Source organism: Hymenobacter latericoloratus (genome assembly GCF_014199535.1).
Lineage (GTDB): Bacteria > Bacteroidota > Bacteroidia > Cytophagales > Hymenobacteraceae > Hymenobacter > Hymenobacter latericoloratus.
On sequence record NZ_JACHNV010000002.1, the window covers coordinates 784,386 to 802,776 of the forward strand.

Below are 18,391 nucleotides of genomic sequence, written 5' to 3' on the forward strand. Positions count from 1 at the left end.
TTCGGGCCATTTACCTCATCACGTTTTACCTGTCACCCTTCACCTGTCACCTGTCACCCTTCACCCTTCACCTGTCACCAGTTCACCTCTGGCCCAGGAGCCTATCCGGATCAGCATAACCAGGTTCAGGAAGAAAAAGGAGCCGATTTTATCTACCTCCACCAGCTCATTGAGCAGCAGATGGAACAGAATAATCACGAAGCTCATGCCGCAGGCCAGCAGTACGTAGCGGGGCTGGGAAGCCGGCTGGGTGCGGTGGTACAGCGCCTCGAAGGTAAGCAGGGCAACCCCCAGCAGAATCAAAAACAGCAGCAGCCCCGGAAAGCCTTGTTCGGCCAGCACCAGCAGAAAATAATTGTGGGTGGTTGATTTTTCGGGGTTGTCGCTCACGTAGGTCCGGAAGCTGCGCACGGTATAGCGCTTGTACTCCGGGTAAAACGTGCTGGGGCCGCTGCCCACCAGAGGCTTGGCCGCCGTCATCCGGACGGCCGCCACCCAGCGGTACACCCGCTCCATGCCCGATACGTCCTGCAGCTTATAGGTAGCCTCCAGGTGCTTGCTGAAGTTCTGGCCGTTGAACACCGTTTTCTCAAACTCCGGGGCGTAGAGCATGTAGTTGTTCTGGCTCAGGAAGTAGGTAGCCCCCGCCACCAGCCCCGCCACGGCCACTACCAGCAGCAGCCGGGTCTGGCGCAGGCGGGCCACGCCGTAGAACAGGCCCGCTACCGGCAGGGCCAGCACCGAGGCCCGGGCGTAGGCCGTAATCAGCCCATAAAGCAGAATAACCAGGCCTACGCGCCAGCCCAGCCGGGCCGCACCCTGCGTGCTGCGCGCCCCGTACAGCGCGAAGGGCAGCAGCAGGGCCAGCACCGTGGCGTAAATTACGTGGTTGCGGTACAGCACCTGTACGGCCTCATTAATCGACTCGAAGCTGAAGCCGTGGGCTGCGTGCCGAACGGCTACAATGAGCACGCTGAGGCAGGCCCCTGCGGTGTACAGGCCCGCTACGCGCCACAAGTCCTGGGGGCGGCGCACCAGCAGCAAGGTGCCCAGGCCAAACGGCACCAAGTACCAGGTTTTAGCCAGCAGATACTTCACTGATTTGGTGGTATCCACGGAAAACGTGGTGGCTACTACGGCCCACAAAAGCATCAGCAGCAGCAGAATAACCAAGGGGTGCCGCAGTTCGCGCCCCGGAATAGCAGTCGGGCGTAGCAGCAACGTAGCCAGCACGCAGCCGGTGAGCAGCAGCAGCAAAGGCTCGGAGGGCACATCCATACTCAGGCCGCCGGGCAGAGCTACCTCCCGCGAGAAGGCCAGCGTAACAAACAGCAGGTAGTAGAGCAGGCGCCACTCCGTCAGGAGCAGCAGCAGGCCCACCCCGGCCGCCAGGGGCAGCAGGGCCGCGGGCGTGCCCAGCAGCAAGGTAGCCGCGCCCCCACCCAGCAGCAGCACAATAAACCCCGCGAACAGCCGCTGCTCCGGGGAGCGGGGAAGCCACTGGGCCAGGCGCTGGCTCATAGGCCCGCCGGGGCTTGGGGCCGGCGGGTGCGCCGCCACAACTCCAGCAACGTAATGACCACGACCGAGAGGGCCAGGGTCAGGAACACCGAGCCGGCCACAATCAGCCAGCGCACGGGCTTGCTTTTCTTGGTAGCGGGGTAGGCCTTCTGCACCAGATACAGAGAAGAAAGCTTGCCTTTCAGGGCAATGTCGGCGGTTTCGTAGTCGCCCCGGGCTCTTACCAGCCGCTCCTGCAGATTGGTCATGCGGGAGGTAAACAGGTTCAGCGAGTCCACGCCCCGGGTATAGTCTTCCAGGTTGATAACGTTACCCTGCTCCGCCTCCGTAAGGCCCCGCAGGGCCCGGCGCAGACCGGCCACCGTGCGCGCATCGGCCCCGCTGCCTTCCGCCGTGCGCAGCTCGGTTTCCACCTTAATGATTTCGCGGGCCAGGTAGCGCGACTGTTGCTCCAGGCCGTAGATGCCGTAGCGGCGGCGGGCGCGCAGCAGCTGCTGGCGCGAGCGTTCAAACTCGCTGCTCAGGAACTGGTAGCGCTGCTGGTACAGGCCCAGCACGTTGCGGCGGTTTTCCAGGGTCAGCTGCTGGTTGATGGAGTCAATAACCTGCACCAGCGTGTTGGCAATGCGGGCGGCCAGCTGCTTGTCCCGGTCCTGGAACGTTAGCTCGATGGCGTCCCGCTCGTTGTGCACGATGCCCAGGTTGCTGCTAAACTCGCGCAGGGCCGCGTCGTCGGCCAGGTCCGTGCCCGGCTGGCCCGTGCCGTAGTGCGCATGCAGCCGAAAGCGCCGGATCAGCAGCTCGGCCACCGGCTGCGACTCGCCAATGGTGATGATGCGGTCCAGGTCCTCGGTGCGCCCGCCCAGCTCCAGTTTGCTGCCCTCGGTGGCAATGCGGTCGGGGTCAGTGGTTTGAGGGTTGGTGGGAAAGAAAACGGCGGTTGACTTATAAATATTCGGCAGCGACAGGGCCACGATAATGCTCACAACCAGGGCCAGAATCAGGGCGCTACCTACCAGCTTTTTCCAACGGTTGATGATGGGCCACAGCCCCAAAAGCGAATACGACGACTCTGACATAGTGCAACAAGGCCGCCCGCCCGAGAGATGGAAAGGCCGAGCGGGGGCGAACAAATATAGAGGAAAAATGGCCGTAGGAAGCGCCTGCTGCGCCACGCCTGCCGCCTCAAATTTGCCTAGTTTTGTGCCCGGCAGCCAAGCTCAGCCAGAGAATAAGCCCGCGGCTGCCCCTGTACTTCGGCGCTTTAAGACGTATCGCATCAAACGCTTTCTAGGAAATATCAGCTTCGTGGTGCTGCTCAATCTGCTGGTGAAGCCGGCCTGGGTGGTACTGGAAAACGTGGTGCAGGACCGCCTCGGCCACGAGGTGTTCGGCACCTTTACCGCCCTGCTCACCCTGGCTACCATCGTGGCCGGCATCTCTGATCTGGGCACTACCCAGCTCACCACCAAGCGGCTGGCCGCCGCGCCGGGCTTTTTTCAGGAGTACTTCCCAACCCTGCTGCCGTTGCGCGTGGGACTGGGGGTAGGGTTTCTGGGGGCTACCGTGGGCGTGGGATGGGCGCTGGGCTACCGGGGCCACTGGCTGCTGCTGCTGGCCATTACGGCCGCCGGCCTGCTGCTAACCCAGTACATGCTGTTTCTGCGGGGCGTGCTGCAGGCCCACCAGCGGTTTAATACGGATGCGGTACTCTCGGTGCTGGAGCGGCTGCTGCTGCTGGGGCTGGTGCTGGCTTTGCTGCCCCTGGGGCTTACGCTGGACCGCTACGTGGGCGTGCGCACGGTGGCCGTAGGCTTTACCTTTCTGCTGCTGCTGGTGCTGATCCGGCGGTTTTACGGCCGCGTGGCCCTGCGCCCCCGGTGGGAGCAGGTCCGCCAGGTTTTGCTTGATAGCTGGCCCCTGGCCCTGATTACCTTGGTGTACGGCCTCAACGAGCGGGTAGATATGCTGATGCTGGAGCGGCTGGTATCGGCGAAAGAGGCCAGCTACTACGCCGCCGCCTACCGCTGGGTCGATGCCGTGATGATGTACCTCTGGACGGTGCTGCCGCTGTTTTTTGCCCGCTTTGCCCACGCCACCGGCCGCCGGCAGGAGCAGCAGGACCTGCTCTGGTTTGGGCAGCGCGTGGTTACGGTGCCGCTCTTGTTCGTGGTGGGTTTCGGGCTGTTTCGGGGCGAGCTGCTGTTTTTTCAGTTTGCGCACAGCACCCCCGCCGAGGTAGCCCGCATGACCCAGTGCCTGCAGCTGCTGTTTCTGAACGTGCTGGTGCACGCCTTCTTCGCCCTCTACAGCACCCTGCTCACCAGCACCGACCACGAAAAGCCGGTTTCCTGGCTGGTGACGGGCAGTATAGCCCTGAATGTGGGCCTCAACTTTCTGCTCATGCCCCGCTACGGCGCTCTGGCCGGGGCGGCCAATACCCTGCTCTGCGCCGTGGTAGTATCGGTGGGGTACGTGTGGCTGGTGCCGCGCCGGACCGGAGTGCAGCTGCCCTGGGCGATGCTGCTCCGGCTGGGGCTGGTGTTTGGCGGCCTGTGCGGCGGCTGGTACCTGCTGCGGACCTACGCTGGCCTGCCGTGGTGGCTGGAAACCGCCCTCGCGGGCCTCTGGCTGCTGGCCTTGGTGGCGGGGCTGGGGGTAGTAAAGCCTTCCGAAATTCGGCAGTTGCGGGGAAAGGCGTGATGAGGTGATGGGGTGATGAGGTAAATGGTGACAGGCGACGGGCGGCAGACTGCGGACTGGCGGCAGACTTCTGGCCGGAGGCCAGGCGTCTGCCGCCAGCCAATGGGGCAAGTCTCCCGACTTGCGGCCGCCAACGGCGGCCAGCTCGCGCCTGCTCTATCCGGGCCGCGTGGAGCCGCCACCTCTACACTCTCCGCCGGAGCTGTTCGGTTCATCTTTCAGGCCTGAAAAAATTGCTACCCCCTCTTGCGCACCCAAACGGCCCAAAAGAACCTAACGCGAGTTGGAAGACTTGCCTTATTTGCCGGCAGACTTCTGACCGGAGGCCAGGCGTCTGCCCGCCAGTAGGCCCCTGTCACCTGTCACCTGTCACCATTTACCTCATCACCTCATCACCTCATCACCAAATTGGAAATAGCCGTTAACGTCCGCTTTCTACTGCCCGGCGACAAGCTGGAGGGCATTGGGCGCTTCACGCTGGAAACGCTGCGCTGCTTAGTGCAGCAGCACCCCGAGCATACCTTCCATTTCCTGTTTGATCGGGCGTTTGATGAGCGGTACCGGTTGGGGCCGAACGTGGTGCCGCACGTGCTGGCCCCGCCGGCCCGGCACCCGCTGCTGTGGGTGGCTTGGTTTGAGGGGGCCGTGGCCCGCTGGCTGCGCCGGCACCGCCCGGCCGTGTTCCTCAGCCCCGACGGCTACACCACCCTGCGCACCCACGTACCCCGCGTAACAGTCATCCACGACCTCGCTTTCGAGCATTTTCCTGAAGACGTAAACCGCCTCGTGCTGAAGTACTACCGCTACTTTACCCCGCGCTTCGCGCGGGCCTCGCGGCGGGTAGTGGCCGTGTCGGAGGCTACCCGCCAGGACTTGATGCAAACCTACGGGGTAGCCCCGGAGAAAATCAGCGTGGTGTACAATGCCGCCGACCGCCACTTTCGGCCCCAGCCGGCGGCGGTGCAGCTGGCTACCCGGGAGCGGTTCAGCGCGGGCAAAGCCTACTTTTTGTTTGTGGGTGCCCTGCAGCCGCGCAAGAACCTGGTGAACCTGCTCCGCGCCTTCGATGCGTTCAAGACCAGTACCGGCGCGCCCGTGAAGCTGCTGGTAGTAGGCCGCACGGCCTGGAAAGCCGGCCCCATCTTCGAGGTGTACCAGCAGATGCGCCACCGCTCCGACGTGCACCTGACCGGCCGCGTAACGGACGCCGAACTGGTGGAGCTGTACGCGGCGGCCCTGGCTACCTGCTACGTGCCGTACTTCGAGGGCTTTGGTATTCCGGTTATTGAGGCCCAGGCCTGCGCCTGCCCGGTCATTACCTCCAGCTGCAGCTCCCTGCCCGAAGTAGCCGGCGGGGCGGCCCGCCTCGTCGATCCGTTTTCGGTGGCTTCCATTGCGGAGGGGCTGGGGGAGGTGTATGCCTCCGAGAGCTACCGCGCCGAGCTTACAGAACGTGGATTGCGTAACGTGGAGCGGTTTTCCTGGGAAGAAAGCGCCCGCCGCCTGTGGCTGGAAATTGAAGCATGTGTGGCGTAAGCCGTAGCTTGCGGCTCTGCCGTGGCCGGAGGGTGTGCTAATCCGGCGCGGCCCCGGCTGCCAGTACCTGACGACCGACCTTCCATGCACTTACACCGAATGCCGGGCCTGGTTCAGCAGCTGTTTCCGGACTGCCTCTGGCAGATGCCCGCTACCGCGCCGCCTACCCTCTACCTCACCTTCGACGATGGACCTATTCCGGAGGAAACGCCCTTCGTGGTGGAGCAGCTGGCCAAATACGGGGCCAAAGGCACGTTCTTTTGCGTGGGCGACAACCTGCGCCGCCACCCCGAGGTAGCGCGGCTGGTTCTGGAGCAGGGGCACCGCCTGGCCAACCATACCTACCATCATATCAGCGGCTGGAGCCACTCGCGGGCCCACTACCTCCAAGATGTGGCCCGGTGCCAGGAGCTGCTCCGGGAGCTGCAGCCCGAGGCCCGGCCCTTGCTGCGCCCGCCCTACGGCCGCATCACGCCCGGCCTGGCCCGGGAGCTCAACCGCACCCACCAGATAGTAATGTGGGACATGCTCACTTGCGACTACGACCGGGAGTTTGCCCCGGAAGCCTGCCTGGCTACCGCCATTCGGCTGTCGCGGCCGGGCTCCATTGTGGTGTTTCACGACAGTCTGAAGGCCAGCCCCAACCTGCGCTACGTGCTGCCCCGCTACCTCGCCCATTTCGCTGAACGCGGCTACCGCTTCGAGCGGTTGTAAGGGGTAGGAAAGCTGCCGCCCGCCTTCCGAACGGAAGGGTTTGGCTGGAAGCAAGGGGTAGGCGGATGGCGGGCAAGAGGCGCGCACCTTAGGCCGGAAACGGGAAGCGCACAGATAAATGCAGCGGCTGCCCGTTCTTTGTGCCCTATGCTGCTGTTGCTGACCCTGTATTTTCTGAGCTGGTTTGGGCTGCTGGCCTTGTCGATGGGGCTTTTTGCCCGGCAGGGGGGTAGCAGACCGGGCCCATTGCCGGAGCCGCTGCCGCGCATCAGCATTCTTATTGCCGCTCGCAACGAAGAAGCCGCCATCGGCCGCTGCCTGCAGGCCATCCGGGCCCTGCGCTACCCCCCGGAGCTGGTTGAAGTCCTGCTCGGCGACGATGCCTCCACCGACGACACTGCCGCCGTGGCCGCCGCTGCTATGCAGGGCTACGACGGCTCCTTTCGCGTAATTCCTATTGCTGAGGCGCTGGGCACGGCCCGTGGCAAGGCCAACGTGCTGGCTCACCTGGCCCGCGCCGCCACTGCTGACTACTTCTTTATTACCGATGCCGACATTGCCGTGCCGCCCACCTGGCTGCAGGGGCTGCTGGCCCACGCCGGGCCGGGCGTAGGTATTGTTACGGGCCTGACGCTGGTAACGGGGCCGCGCCTGTTTCACCGCCTGCAGGGCCTCGATTGGCTGATGTCATTGGGGCTGGTGCAGGTGGTCACGGACCTGGGGCGGCCCGTAACGGCCATGGGCAACAACATGCTCATCACCCGCGTCGCCTACGAGGCCACCGGCGGCTACGAGCGGCTGCCTTTCTCCGTCACGGAAGACTACGAGCTGTTCCGGGCCGTGCTGCGGTGCGGCTACACCTCCCGCAACCTGTTCCGGCCCGAAATCCTGGCCGAGTCGCTGCCCCAGTACACCTGGGGCGGGCTGCTGCACCAGCGGCGGCGCTGGATGCGCGGGGTAGAGCAGCTGCCCGGCTGGCTGAAGCTTTGCCTGGCGCTATACGGCTCGTTTTACCTGGTGCTGGCGGGGTTGGCGGTGGCGGCAGGGGTAGGGCCGGCCCTGGGGGTGTGGGGGAGTAAGCTGCTGCTGCAGGGGGCATGGGCGTGGCTGTGCTTTCGGCGAGTAGGGCGCCGGGCGCCGCTGGAGCTGCTGCCTTTGTTTGAGCTGTACACGATTGTTCTTAGCGTGGGGCTGGTCATTTTCCGTCTGCTGCCGGTAGCCTTTATCTGGAAAGGCCGGCAATACCGATAAAAAGTAGTTGTTTTTTAACTGCCCGATTTTCGCGGTGGAGCTTTGGCAAGGGCGGGCAGGAGCGGGGCTGCGTGTGCCGTAAGCGTATGGGCTGGAAGTGAAAAATGCCTTAATGGCCTTGCGGACGCATTTTTCGGGTGGATTTTCGGTCACACGGCTAATATCTTTGGCTACTCTGCTTCCGCTGGCAGCCCCATTGCCCGAGTGTTTCGGCCGGGGCAGGCCGGGAGGTGGCACTGGCTGGCCGCATCATCTTACCGCGTATTTATCCTTCCCGTTCCATGCCCTTGTTCCCACCTCATTCCCGGGCCGTGCTGATGGCCGTCCTGTTCTGCGCTGCCAGCCCGACGACTTTCGCCCAAACCGGCAAGGCTGCCCGTACCGCTACCCCGGCGGCCTCCCAAACCGCTATGGCTATGGGCGCTACCGCTAACCGCCAGCAGGCCCTGATGGGCAACGAGGCGAAGATCGACCAGCTTCTGAAAAAGCTGACCTTGGAGGAGAAGATTGCCATGATTCACGCTACCTCCTCCTTCAACTCGGGGGGCGTGAAGCGCTTGGGCATTCCGGAAATGGCCACCTCCGACGGCCCCCACGGCGTGCGCCTGGAGCACGGCCGCGACTGGAAACCCGACGAAGGCGTGAACGACTCGGGTACCTACCTGCCCACCGGCAACACCCTGGCTTCTACCTGGAACCCCGAGCTGGGCTACGCCTTCGGCGCGGTACTGGGCAGTGAGGCCGCGTTTCGGGGCAAGGATATCATTCTGGGCCCCGGCATCAACATCGTGCGCACGCCCCTGAACGGGCGCAACTTCGAGTACCTCAGCGAAGACCCCTACCTCGTCTCGAAGATGGTGGTGGGCTACATCCGCGGGGTGCAGGACCAGGGCGTATCGGCCAGCGTGAAGCACTACGCCGCCAACAACCAGGAGGAGCACCGCAACGACATTGACGTAGAGATGAGCGAGCGGGCCCTGCGCGAAATCTACCTGCCGGGCTTCCAGGCGGCTATTCAGGAGGGCGGGGCGCATACGCTCATGGGTTCCTACAACAAGTTCCGGGGCCAGTACGCCACCCACAACGCCTACCTCATGAACGACATCCTGAAAGGGGAATGGGGGTTCAAGGGGTTGGTTATCAGTGACTGGGGCTCGGTGCACGATACCCAGGAGGGCCTGCGCAACGGCACCGACCTGGAAATGGGTACCGACCTTTCGCTGATGTACAACAGCGTGGACCAAACGGCCAGTCAGGTGAAACAAGAGGACATGCCCAGCCTCTACGACCGGTTTTTCTTTGGCCGGCCGGCCCTGGAAGCCGTGAAAAAGGATAAGTCCCTGGAGCCCCTGCTCGATGACAAGGTGCGCCGGATTCTGCGCGTGATGTACGCCACCCACATGCTGGACGGGGCCAAGCGCAAGCCCGGCGCCTACAACACCCCCGAACACCAGGCTACGGCCCGCAAAGTGGCCGAGGAAGGCATCGTGCTGCTCAAAAACGAGGGCAATATCCTACCCCTCCGGAAAACCACGAAGTCCTTTGCCGTGATTGGGGCCAATGCTACCCGCGAAAACGCCCTGGGCGGCGGCAGCTCGCAGGTGAAGGCCAAGTATGAGATTACGCCCCTGCAGGGCCTGCAGAAAGCCCTGGGCCCCCAGGCGAAAATCACCTACGCCCCCGGCTACAAGATTGCCCGCAACCAAAAGGCCGATCCGCAGCTGATTGAGCAGGCCGTGGCCGCCGCCAAAGCCGCCGACGTGGCCATCATTGTGGGGGGCGCTACCCACGGCTACGACTACAAAGTGTGGGCCGATAACGCCTACGACGCCGAAGGCTACGACAAGCCCGACATGAAGATGCCCTTCGGCCAGGACGAGCTGATTCAGGCCGTGCTCAAAGCCAACCCCAACACGGTGGTGGTCCTGCTCAATGGCGGCCCCATTGATGTATCGGCGTGGGCGGGGCAGGCCAAGGGCATCGTGGAGGCCTGGTACCCCGGCATGGAAGGCGGCAACGCCCTGGCCAGCATTCTGCTGGGTGACGTAAACCCCTCGGGCAAGCTGCCTTTCACTTTCCCCGTAAAGCTGGAAGACTCGCCGGCCCACAAGCTGGGTGAGTACCCCAGCACCCCCGGCAACCCCCTGAAACAGACCTATAAGGAAGATATCTTCGTGGGCTACCGCTACTTCGATACCTATAAGGTGGCGCCCCAGTTTGCCTTCGGCCACGGCCTCAGCTACACCTCCTTCGACTACGGCAAGCTCACGGTGAAGCCCGCCGCCCAGAGCGCCACGGTAACCCTGAACGTGCGCAACACCGGCAAAGTAGCCGGCGCCGAAGTAGTGCAGCTCTACGTGCATGATCACCAGGCCAGCGTGAAGCGCCCCGAGAAAGAGCTGAAAGCCTTCCAGAAAGTCTTCCTCAAGCCCGGCGAGTCGAAAACGGTGACCCTTACCCTGGGCCCCGACGCCTTCCGCTACTACGACGAAGCCAAGAAGCAGTGGGTGCTGGAGCCCGGCAAGTTCACCCTGCTCGTGGGCAGCTCCTCCCGCGACATCCGCCAGACGGGAGAGGTGAAGTTGTAAGTGCAGTGCTGTCCTGGCGAGGGCACCGAAGCCATCCTTCCTGACCAGCTCCCTACCCCCTGAAATGTGACAGGTGACTGGAAAGGTGACATGGTGAAGTGCTGTCATGGCGAGGAGGCACGACGAAGCCATCCTTCCTGGCCCGCGTGCTACCCCCCTGAGATGTGACAAGCCCTTGACGACTGTGCGAGCGTCAAGGGCTTTTCACGTTATAGAGCTGGGCACAGAAGAGAGGAAGGATGGCTTCGTCGTGCCTCCTCGCCATGACAACCCGCCGCCGCCTCGCCATGACAACTCACTTCTTCGCCTCATCACTATTCACCCCATCACCATTTACCTCATCACCTCATCACCTTCTTACCTTTGCGGCATGCAACTTTCTGATTCGCACGCCCACGTTTACTCCGAGCAGTTTAAGCCCGACCAGGACGAGATGCTGCTCCGGGCCTTCGAGGCCGGCGTGACCACCATCTTCATGCCCAACATCGACCACGCCAGCATTGACCCCATGCTGGAGGTGGAAGCCAAATATCCTTCGCAGTGCTTTGCCCAGATGGGCCTGCACCCCTGCCACGTTACCCGCCACTTCGAGAAGGAGCTCTACGAGGTGGAAGCCTGGCTGAGCCGCCGGCCCTTCGCGGCGGTAGGGGAGTGCGGCATTGATTTGTACTGGGACAAAACCCATCTGGCCGAGCAGCAGGAGGCCCTGCGCATTCAGGTGGACCTGGCCAAAAAACACAACCTGCCCCTGGTGCTGCACACCCGCGAGGCCTTCCGCGAGGCCGCCGACATTATCACGGCCGCCCAGGATGGCACGCTACGGGGCGTGTTTCACTGCTTTTCCGGCACCCGCCAGGAGGCCGAGGAGGCAATCCGCCTGGGCTTTAAGCTGGGTATCGGGGGCGTGGCCACGTTCAAGAACGGCGGCCTCGACCAGGTGCTGCCGGGCCTGGAGCTGGACCATCTGCTGCTGGAAACCGACTGCCCCTACCTGGCGCCCATTCCGTACCGGGGCAAGCGCAACGAGCCCGCCTACCTGCCCTTCGTGGCCCACCGCGTGGCGGAAATCATGGGCAAGGACCCCGAGGAAGTAGCCCAAGCCACCACCCGCAACACCCTGGCCCTGTTTGGGGAGGTAGGGAAGTAGGGAGGTCGAAAGAGCAGATAGAACGTCATTCCGAGCTTGTCGAGGAATCTCGCGTGCTGACGTGGCCGTGCTATCCACTCCTGCTCTCCCTGAGGCAATGCGCATCTAGCATAGGGGAGGCTCCCACGCCAAACGCCACAATAAGCCCTCGTTGCTAACTTGGCGGCTTATCCGGTCCACTCCCGGAGGTCTATTCCACCACCCAAACCACCCGCCCCGTTGCCTACCCCCTCGCTTCCGCCCAACCCCGAAACCGCCATTCTGGTTATCTACACCGGCGGCACCGTGGGCATGGCCTATAACAAACGCGGCGAGCTGGTGCCGATGAACTTCGAGCAGATCCGGAAGAAGATGCCCGAGCTGCGCCAGCTCAACATGCGGGTGGAAGTCACGAACCTCGGCGAGCCCATTGACTCCAGCAACGTGACGGTGCCGGACTGGCTGCGGCTGGCGGCGCTTATCGAGGAAAACTACGCCCGCTACGACGGCTTCGTGGTGCTGCACGGCACCGATACCATGGCCTACTCGGCGGCGGCGCTCAGCTTCCTGCTCGAAAACCTGGGCAAGACGGTGGTGTTTACCGGGGCGCAGGTGCCCGTGGGCCGCATCCGCACCGATGCCCGCCGCAACCTGGTTACGGCCCTGGAAATGGCCGCCGCCCGCCACCCCGCCACCGGCGCGGTGCGGGTGCCGGAAGTGGGCCTGTTTTTTAATGATGTGCTGATTCGGGGCAACCGGGCCAAAAAGGTGGAAAGCCAGCAGTACAACGCCTTCCGCTCCGAAAACTACCCGCCCCTGGCCCGGGCCGGCATCGAGCTGGATTTCAACGACCCGCAGATCCGGCCGCTGCCCGCCGCGCCCCTGCGGGCCCACCAGCACCTCGACGACCAGGTAGCCATTCTGCGCCTGTTTCCGGGCCTGACGGAGCGCATGCTGCGCACCCAGCTGGAGGCCGAGGGGCTGCGCGGCTGCGTGCTGGAAACCTACGGCTCGGGCAACGCGCCTACCGCCCCCTGGTTTCTGAAGTGCCTGCGCGATGCCGCCGACCGGGGCGTGCACCTGCTCAACGTGAGCCAGTGCGAGGAGGGCCGCGTGATGCAGGGGCGCTACGAAACCAGTGCCTACCTCACCGATTTAGGGGTAATCGGGGGCGACGATATAACCGTGGAAGCAGCTATTACCAAGCTCATGTTCGTGCTGGGTCTCAGGCAGAATGCCCCGGAAACCCGCCGCCTGCTTACCCAGAACCTACGCGGCGAAATCACGATACTGTAGGCTGACTGCGCGTAAAACTTGCGTATTCCGAAAATCGGGTGTTATTTTGCGCCACTTCCCCGCATCCTAGAGAGGTGTCCGAGTGGTCGAAGGAGCACGCCTGGAAAGTGTGTATGGGTCTCAAGCTCATCGAGGGTTCGAATCCCTTCCTCTCTGCACTAAAGCCCGTTTCTGAATCAGAAACGGGTTTTTTGCTTGTCAGGGGGGTAGGGTGCGGGGCTTGTCCCCGCCCGGCTTGTCGGGGGGTTGCTTGTCCCCGCCCGGCTTGTCGGGGGGTTGCTTGTCCCCGCCCGGCGTTGAACGACCCATAACCGCGCGAGGGGAAGCACAATTCGTGGCACGGAGTTGGCGCGCGGTAGTCTATCCATTGTCCTTATTCCAAACGCGTATGAGAAAGCTATTCTGTGTGGTGGGGTGCCTGATTGTGTTGAGCCGGGCGCCGGCTTTGGCGGCTGAGCCGGCCGTAGTGGTGGTGCAGGTAGTAGAAAATAGCATGGAAGCGGACATCTTCATCGCGCGCGGCGAGAGCACGCCGGAACATATCGAAATACCAGTCGGCATTACGGATAAAAAAGCCGCCGCAGCGGCCGTGGGCTATCAGCGGGTGCTGGCCAGGCTCTACGCCGAAGGCTATGTGCTGCAGGGCTCGTCGGGGCCCCGCACGGACGGGGCCTTTCGTACTACCACCTACATCTTCGTGAAAGCTCCTAAAGCCTAGTTACATGAGAAAACTACTGTATATCGTGGGCTGCCTGCTGCTGCTGAGCAGCTCACCCGTACTGGCGCAAGGCGAGCCCGAAATGGCCGTGGTGCGCATAGACCTGCCTGCGCGCAGAATAGTGATTACCCGAGGTGAGCGGAAAAGTGAAGTCACGGAGTTTTCCCTTCGCATGGGGGCCGAAAAATCCGCCATAGATGTCAATGAGCTCTACTACACCACGCTCAAAAAGCTTCAGCAGGAAGGCTATGTGCTGAAGGAGCGGCTGGATGCGAATCCGGGCATTAATACCTACCTCTTCGTTAAGGCCCCGAAGCCGTAGTCAGGCGCAGGGCTTCCTGTTCCTTCGCCACACCAGGGGAACAGGAAGCCCTGCCAATCGGTTGAAAACGTGGCTGCAGGCTATGGAAGCTACCTCAAACGCCTTGCTTCAGCTGACACTGGCATAGTTCGCCCCACCCGGCACAAGCCGGCAAACAGCCGGGCAGGTAGCGGGTTACCCCGCCTCCGGATTCGGAGTAGCCGAAGAAGAGGCGGGTTGTGGGGGCTGGCTCGGAGGGTAGTTGAGCCACGAATACGCCATTTGCGTTGAAGGCCTACTATGAAACGACCCCACGTAATCTGCCACATGATGTCCACGGTGGACGGAAAGATTCTGTCCGTGAACTGGAAGGACGAGAAGCTGACCGACACTTTTGCCGGCTACTTCGAGAAGTACCACGAAACCTTTACCAGCCAGGCCTGGATGTGCGGGCGCATCACGATGGAGCGCGACTTCTCCGGTGGTGTGCAGCCCGATCTGCAGCCGGCTCCGCACCCTATTGCCCGCAACGCCTTTATCGGCGACCCGAATGCTACCTCCTTTGCCGTAGCCGTGGATGCGCACGGCAAGCTGGGCTGGGAAACCAACCAAACCGGCGGCGACCATCTTGTGGAGGTGCTCACGGAACAGGTCAGTGATGAGTACCTGTACTACCTGCAGCGCCAGCGCATTTCCTACCTGTTCGGGGGCGAGAAAGAGGTGGATTTTGCCGTAGTGCTGGAGCAGCTGGCGGCGCTGTTTCCCATCGACACCCTGATGCTGGAAGGCGGGGGCCACCTGAACGGCTCCCTGCTCAATGCCGGCCTGATTGACGAGCTGAGCCTGCTGATCCTGCCCCTGGCCGACGGCACGCCCCAGTCGCCGACCACGTTTGAGGTGAGCGACTACCTGCCCAAAGGCCCCGCCACGCGCCTGTACCTAACCCAGGTGCAGCAGCTGGATAACGACGTGGTGTGGCTGAAGTACCAGTTTAAGGCGGCGTAGTCAGTATCAACCTGCCCTTATGAATGCGCAACGCCAGCTCCCTGCCTTGGTCAAGGTGGGGAGCTGGCGTTGCGCGCTACTAAGGGCGGCGGTGGGGCTTGGGTTTTCCGGCCGGGCCCGCACGTCGCCGGTCAGCTTGTAGCGGCCAGGCGAGGAGCCTGCTACGCCGCGTAGGCGCCTTCCTCGGTGGTGCGGAGCAGGCTGAGGGCGGTGAGGGTGTCCAGGAGGGGCTGCACGCGCTCCGGCTTGGTGCGCCGGAAGCGGGCGGCTACCTGGGCGGCCGTTACCGACTGGCCCGCCTGCTGCACGGCGTCGCGGATGGCCTGCATCTGCTGGGCCAGCTCGGTGGGCCAGGGCTGGGGGCCGGTGGCATCGGGCAGGGCCGAGGGGGTAGCGGCTGCGGCCTGGGCCGCGGGGAGGGCCAGCTGCGCCTGTTGCAGCTCGGGGGCCTGGTAGGCGGGGCGGAGGTAGCGAATGTGGCCGCCGGCTTCCTCGCGGGCGCGCTCGTGGTTGAGGCGCACCAGGCGGCTGAGGACGTCGGCGTCGGGGAGGTCGTGGGGCCAGCCGTAGGCTTCGGCTACGGCGGCATCGAGCTGCTGGTGCAGGCTCAGGACCACGGAGGCTAGGCCCTGCTGGTTGATGGTTTGCTCTTTGGCCGTGGTGAGGGGTAGGCCGGCGCGCAGCTTCTCTACCACGTTGTAGAGGTCGGTGAGGGTGAGGGTGGGGTGCTGGGCCTGCTGGCGCTTGCGGTGGGCGTCGAGCTGTTCGGCCAGCTCCCGGATGCGTGCCTGCTGCTCCGCCGTGGCCGCCGGGAAGGGGAACGGGTCGAAGCAGCGGGTTTTGTCATACACCGGGTCGTTGCCTGCACCTAATCTGCCACCTGTGGCTAATGCCCAAACCACATGGGTTCTGCTTGACAATACGCCAAGATGGTAGGCATCATCCGAAGCAAAAACGACTACCTTATCGTCGGGCAGCACCTCTCCGTCGAAAAAGGTAAAGAAGCTATGCTTCGAAACTCTCGGGGTTGAAACATAACGCGTCAACCCTTCAATTGCAGCCCTAAAATCTGCACGGCTTCTTCTATGAAGCCACCATTGAGCTTTGAGCTTTGGGTCACGGTTTTGCTCCCGTTCAGGCTTCACTCTTTCTGACAGCCATTGATAAACTGTCGGAAAAGATGTTAAAACCTGTGCCTCATTCAAGCCAAACAAATCAATGATGTAAACGCCTCTAGGTCTATCTGTAAGGTCGCGTCCATTCCTATAAGGTTTGATATGGTGTTGCAGTCCTTCAATTGAACCTAAGCCGATACTTTGAGCTTCTTCCTGAGTTACAATAAAGCCGGCTCCGCCTGGTTCTAAGCCTCGGTTTCCGATTTGGTCATTTGCTTTCAGAGGATTTGTAGAATCCAATGCGGCTCCTATTGTTAAGTCAGAAAGAATCTGACCTTGCTGCTCTGCAAAAGTCACGTCAGCCGCGTCATCATCTTCCGCCGCGCTTTCTGTTTTCACCGTCAATAATTGACCTGCCACCGGCACGGTGGGGGTGCGTTCAACTACGGTCATGGCAATGCGCACGGCAGCCCCGTCGCCGGAATCTACCCACGGGTGGTCGGGCACGGCGAAGGTGAGGGTGAGTGGGGCCGGGTCGCCTTCCAGGAAGGGCTGCATTACCCGGCGGTTGAAAGTTTGTTTTAGGCTGTTGGTGGTAATGAAGCCGAACCGCTCCGAGGCTCCGCGCTGCACGGCGGCGGCGGCGTTGTGCCACCAGTACATCACCAAATCGGCCGAATCGGGCACCTTGCCTTTGTAGGCTTTGCGCAGGGCTTCGGTGTACCCGTCGCCGAGGGCCTCGCGCATGCGGGCCGGCCCCACAAACGGCGGGTTGCCTACAATGAAATCGGCCTGGGGCCACTCGGCGGGGCGGGGGTTGGGGTAGTCGAGGACGGGCGTGCGGGCGGTTTCGTCGGGCACGGGCTGGCCGGTGGCCGGGTGCAGCTTGGTGGTACCGTCCCAGCGGGTTACGGGCAGGCCTTGGGCATCGAGGCGGGGTAGGGGCGCGTCGTGCTGGAGGGCGGCATCCTGCTGGCGGATGTTCTGGTACTCATCCAGCAGGGGCTCGCGCAGCTCGGAGGGGCCGTAGGTGCGCAGGTGCCACTGCAGGTAGCCAATGCGCAGCACCACGTCGGCAATGGCCGCCGCGCGCGGGTTCAACTCCAGGCCCAGCAGCTGGTGAGGGCTTACGGTGGTGCCGCCGCCCAGCTCCAGCAGGCCCGTCTGCCCGTAGCTGTTGATGGCGGCCAGCACCTCGCCTTCCAGGCGCTTGAGGTGTTCCAGCGTCACGTACAGGAAGTTGCCGGAGCCGCAGGCCGGGTCCAGGATTTTGATGCTGGTGAGGCGGCTCAGGAAGCGCACCAGCTCCTGACGGGCCTCGCGGGGCTGGCCTTCCTCGAGGCGGCGGGCGGCGGCGGCCTGGGCGGCGGCCCACTCCCGGCGCAGGGGTTCCAGCACGGTAGGCAGCACCAGCCGCTCTACGTAGCGGCGCGGGGTGTAGTGGGCGCCCAGGCTGTGCCGCTCCTTGGGGTCGAGGGCGCGTTCCAGCAGCGTCCCGAAAATGGCCGGCTCCACTTCCGTCCAGTCCGCCTTCGCCGACTGCAGCAGCAGCTCGGCCTGGGCCGCGTTCAGGGGTAGGGCGGTGGCATCGTGGAAGAGCTTGCCGTTGAAGCGGCGCAGGCGGGCTTTCAGGTCGGAGGAGAAGCCGCCGGTGTCCATGGTGCGCCAGAGGTTGGTGAGGGCATCGGGCAGGAACTCCAGCAGCTCCGGGGTGCCGTACTGACTGAGCATGCCGGTAAAGCTGGTTTTCGGAATCAGGTTGACATCCTCCGCAAACATGGTAAACAGGCAGCGCATCAGGAACTGGGCCACCACGTCGGGGGCGTGCCCGGCCCGTTCCAGCTGCTCCGAGAGCTTGGCCAGGCGGGCGGCCAGCTCCCGGGTTACGCGGGCGGCGCGGCGGCTGGGGTCCAGCTCCCGGGGCTCCAGGAAAATCTGGCGGAGCATGGCCCGCGTCTTCTCATCGGCCAGGGCCGCCAGGGGCAGGCGGAAGCGGGTCTGGTCGGGGAAGGGCACGAAGGAGTCGCCTACCCCGGCGAAGTTGCTGTACACGTCCAGGCAGTAGCCCACATCGGCCACCAGCACAAACAGGGGGCGGGGCTCGTCGGGGGGTAGGGCGCGCACGTAGCCCAGGGCCTGCTGGCGGGCGGCCTGCATCATTTCGGCCCACTTGGCCGAGCCGCGCACGGCGTGGCCCTTGCGGCGCTTGCTGGGCTCCAGGCCCAGCTCGGCGCGGGCCTGCTTCTGCTGTTGGTCGGCGGTGTCGGTGCCCTGTTTGGTTTCCAGCACAAAGCAGCCGCGCTTGTACAGGTCGATGCGGCCGGTGCTTTTCCTGGCTCCGTCGTTGAACTGCACGGCCCGTTCCAGCACGTACTGGTCCTGGGTGGGGTCGTCGGTGGTCGGGTCGGGGCGGGGTACGTCGAGTAAGTCGCAGAGGTCTTGCAGGAACAGGCCGTAGTTGGCCCGCTCCGCGCCGCCGGAGTTCTTCCAGCGGGCTTCAAATTCGGGGTAAGTCAC

The 18,391-nt window shown here is 63.5% G+C and carries 13 protein-coding genes and 1 tRNA gene; 11 read left to right on the forward strand and 3 right to left on the reverse strand.

Annotated elements, in window-relative coordinates; all coding sequences use genetic code 11:
- Positions 1 to 60: 60 nt before the first annotated feature.
- Both GGU46_RS09040 and GGU46_RS09045 read right to left on the reverse strand, forming a co-directional pair.
- Complete coding sequence (locus GGU46_RS09040) at positions 61 to 1,521, reverse strand: O-antigen ligase family protein (RefSeq protein ID WP_183403200.1); 1,461 nt, start codon at positions 1,519 to 1,521, stop codon at positions 61 to 63.
- The gene (locus GGU46_RS09045; RefSeq protein WP_183403201.1) at positions 1,518 to 2,600 is read right to left on the reverse strand and encodes a GumC domain-containing protein; all 1,083 of its coding nucleotides are present in this window, start codon (positions 2,598 to 2,600) and stop codon (positions 1,518 to 1,520) included. The genes GGU46_RS09040 and GGU46_RS09045 overlap by 4 nt, the downstream gene beginning before the upstream one ends.
- Before the next feature lie 67 nt (positions 2,601 to 2,667).
- Here GGU46_RS09045 and GGU46_RS09050 point away from each other — a divergent pair, with 67 nt between their 5' ends.
- From GGU46_RS09050 to GGU46_RS09100, 11 genes are all read left to right on the forward strand, one after another.
- Positions 2,668 to 4,224: an oligosaccharide flippase family protein gene (locus GGU46_RS09050; RefSeq protein ID WP_262890934.1), complete on the forward strand. Its 1,557-nt coding sequence runs from the start codon at positions 2,668 to 2,670 to the stop codon at positions 4,222 to 4,224.
- A 408-nt stretch (positions 4,225 to 4,632) separates the two neighbouring features.
- Positions 4,633 to 5,760 carry a glycosyltransferase family 4 protein gene (locus GGU46_RS09055; RefSeq protein ID WP_183403203.1) on the forward strand — a complete coding sequence of 376 codons (1,128 nt, stop codon included), beginning with the start codon at positions 4,633 to 4,635 and terminating at the stop codon, positions 5,758 to 5,760.
- An 84-nt stretch (positions 5,761 to 5,844) separates the two neighbouring features.
- Positions 5,845 to 6,474, forward strand: a complete 630-nt coding sequence (locus GGU46_RS09060) for a polysaccharide deacetylase family protein (RefSeq protein WP_246398830.1) — start codon at positions 5,845 to 5,847, stop codon at positions 6,472 to 6,474.
- Positions 6,475 to 6,621: 147 nt separating this feature from the next.
- Entirely contained in the window at positions 6,622 to 7,725 is a 1,104-nt protein-coding gene (locus GGU46_RS09065) for a glycosyltransferase (RefSeq protein WP_183403204.1), read from the forward strand.
- 281 nt (positions 7,726 to 8,006) lie between these two features.
- Positions 8,007 to 10,313: a glycoside hydrolase family 3 C-terminal domain-containing protein gene (locus tag GGU46_RS09070; protein WP_215906296.1), complete on the forward strand. Its 2,307-nt coding sequence runs from the start codon at positions 8,007 to 8,009 to the stop codon at positions 10,311 to 10,313.
- Between the two features lie 370 nt (positions 10,314 to 10,683).
- Complete coding sequence (locus GGU46_RS09075; protein ID WP_183403205.1) at positions 10,684 to 11,460, forward strand: TatD family hydrolase; 777 nt, start codon at positions 10,684 to 10,686, stop codon at positions 11,458 to 11,460.
- Positions 11,461 to 11,679: 219 nt separating this feature from the next.
- Positions 11,680 to 12,735, forward strand: a complete 1,056-nt coding sequence (locus tag GGU46_RS09080; protein WP_246398828.1) for an asparaginase — start codon at positions 11,680 to 11,682, stop codon at positions 12,733 to 12,735.
- 68 nt (positions 12,736 to 12,803) lie between these two features.
- Positions 12,804 to 12,891, forward strand: a tRNA-Ser gene (locus GGU46_RS09085).
- A 232-nt stretch (positions 12,892 to 13,123) separates the two neighbouring features.
- Positions 13,124 to 13,453: a hypothetical protein gene (locus GGU46_RS09090; protein ID WP_183403206.1), complete on the forward strand. Its 330-nt coding sequence runs from the start codon at positions 13,124 to 13,126 to the stop codon at positions 13,451 to 13,453.
- Positions 13,454 to 13,457: 4 nt separating this feature from the next.
- On the forward strand, positions 13,458 to 13,775 hold the full coding sequence (locus GGU46_RS09095) for a hypothetical protein (RefSeq protein ID WP_183403207.1): 318 nt from the start codon (positions 13,458 to 13,460) through the stop codon (positions 13,773 to 13,775).
- Between the two features lie 279 nt (positions 13,776 to 14,054).
- On the forward strand, positions 14,055 to 14,759 hold the full coding sequence (locus GGU46_RS09100; protein WP_183403208.1) for a RibD family protein: 705 nt from the start codon (positions 14,055 to 14,057) through the stop codon (positions 14,757 to 14,759).
- 161 nt (positions 14,760 to 14,920) lie between these two features.
- Here the strand turns inward: GGU46_RS09100 and GGU46_RS09105 are convergent, their stop codons facing one another.
- Entirely contained in the window at positions 14,921 to 18,391 is a 3,471-nt protein-coding gene (locus tag GGU46_RS09105) for a class I SAM-dependent DNA methyltransferase (RefSeq protein WP_183403209.1), read from the reverse strand.